Source organism: Oleiphilus sp. HI0061, from assembly GCF_001635675.1.
The window spans coordinates 1-1,695 of sequence record NZ_LWFE01001291.1 but is presented as its reverse complement, the minus strand read 5'-3'; the positions used below and the strand labels follow the sequence as shown (position 1 = coordinate 1,695).

At 46.1% G+C, this 1,695-nt stretch carries 2 protein-coding genes; one reads left to right on the top strand and one right to left on the bottom strand.

From position 1 onward, the window contains the following. A partial coding sequence (locus A3735_RS20410; protein ID WP_156499792.1) for a penicillin-binding protein activator occupies positions 1–916 on the bottom strand: 916 nt, incomplete at its 3' end. A gap of 56 nt (positions 917–972) precedes the next feature. Here A3735_RS20410 and rsmI point away from each other — a divergent pair. Further along, on the top strand, positions 973–1,695 hold a 723-nt coding region (gene rsmI / locus A3735_RS20405; RefSeq protein WP_197485954.1), incomplete at its 3' end, for a 16S rRNA (cytidine(1402)-2'-O)-methyltransferase.

Here is a 1,695-nt window from a genome sequence, read left to right as displayed (position 1 = left end):
TTGCTGTGTCGAAAAAACGAACTTGTAGTGGTTCGTGGTTTGGGTTTTGTTTATTGCTGGCATAGTGTTGAGCCATGAAACCGTCACGAATAGCTTTTCCAGCCAATTGAAGTGGCCCGCTTAAGGGCAGGGCAAGTGTTATCGAATCGGGGCGAGTGTTTGGGAGTTGTTTTAGAATGCTTAGCTCGTGAGGCGGATTCAGGCTGGCAGGATGGCTTGGCCACAGCTCGTTCCATGCCTGAAATGCATTATATTGGGCATCCAGGCTGATCTGATTTAGCTGGATTGTTCGAGCTAGATCTAACCACGCTAATGCGTCAGGGTTGTCGCCTGTGTAAATGTATTGGCTTAGGTCGGCTGTTTCAGTTGAGCGGAGTAGGTGCCAGATTTGCTCGTCTGTGTCTTGGTGATGCTCTGGATTAATTAGGCCGCGATGATCGATTAAGGTGATCGCCGCTTCAATAGTTAAATCTGTGATTTCATAAGCTTGAGATAATAAGTGCGAAAGCTCGATTTGCTGGTCGACATTCATGCCAGATAAACCAAGGTTCGGGATTAGCGGCAGTATTTTCTCAATGCGTGCTTTGTTCTTATTGCTTGTCGCTAACTTTAAGGACATTAAAAGATAGTCTTGAGCGTCAGCTTCATTGAGGTGCTCTATTTGAACTGACCCTAGTGCAGCATCGCTCTGTGCGTATAGGTTATTTTCCCAATAAGATTGTGCGGCTTGAAAAAATAGCTTGGATTGTTGTTTTGGGGAGGTGGACTTTAGTGCTAGTGAAATCAGCTCTTCCGGTTGTTTTGGAGCGGGAGATTCGACCTTTGTTAGTTTGCTTTGGTTTACTTTAGGCGATGTGCCACAGGCAGATATAATGACAGACAGGCAGACAATAATAGAAAAGTGAAGTGCTTTCATAGCGGGGTCTATGCTTAAATGTAGAATGTTCCGTATTTTATAGTGAGGTTGTGTTCTTGGAAAGTGCCATTTACATTGTTGCGACGCCAATAGGAAATTTGTCAGATATTACTTTGAGGGCAATTGAGGTTTTGAAAGCTGTTGACGTTGTTGCTGCGGAGGATACGCGGCACACAAGAAAGCTTTTGGAGCACTACGGTATTGCTACAAAAATGATATCCCTGCACGAGCACAATGAGTCTGAGAAAAGTGCTTATATCATTGGCTTGGTCAAAGAGGGGCAGTCGGTGGCGCTCGTTTCAGATGCCGGTACGCCGCTGATTTCTGATCCGGGGTATACATTAGTTTTGAGAGCCAAAGAAAGTGGGGTTCTCGTCAGGCCCATACCAGGCCCTTCTGCACTGATTGCTGCTTTATGCGCCAGCGGCGTTGCAAGTGACACGTTTATCTTTGAAGGCTTTCTGCCTGCTAAGAAAAAGGCTAAAGAAGAGGTGCTGCAATCTTATCTTGCTGAGCGGCGCACAGTTATATTTTATGAATCGCCTCACCGGATTTTGGTGACGCTTGAGGCTATGTCCGACGCGTTGGCAGGGCGAAAACTTTGTGTGGCTCGAGAACTAACCAAGCGATATGAGACGATTAAGTACGGTGAGGTGTCTGAAGTTCTGGCTTGGATGAAGGCTGACGAAGATCAAACTAGAGGAGAGTTTGTGTTGGTGCTTGAAGGTTCACAGGAAGAGCCTCTGAGTGTGAGTGATGAGCAAAAGCTCAAGCTTCTA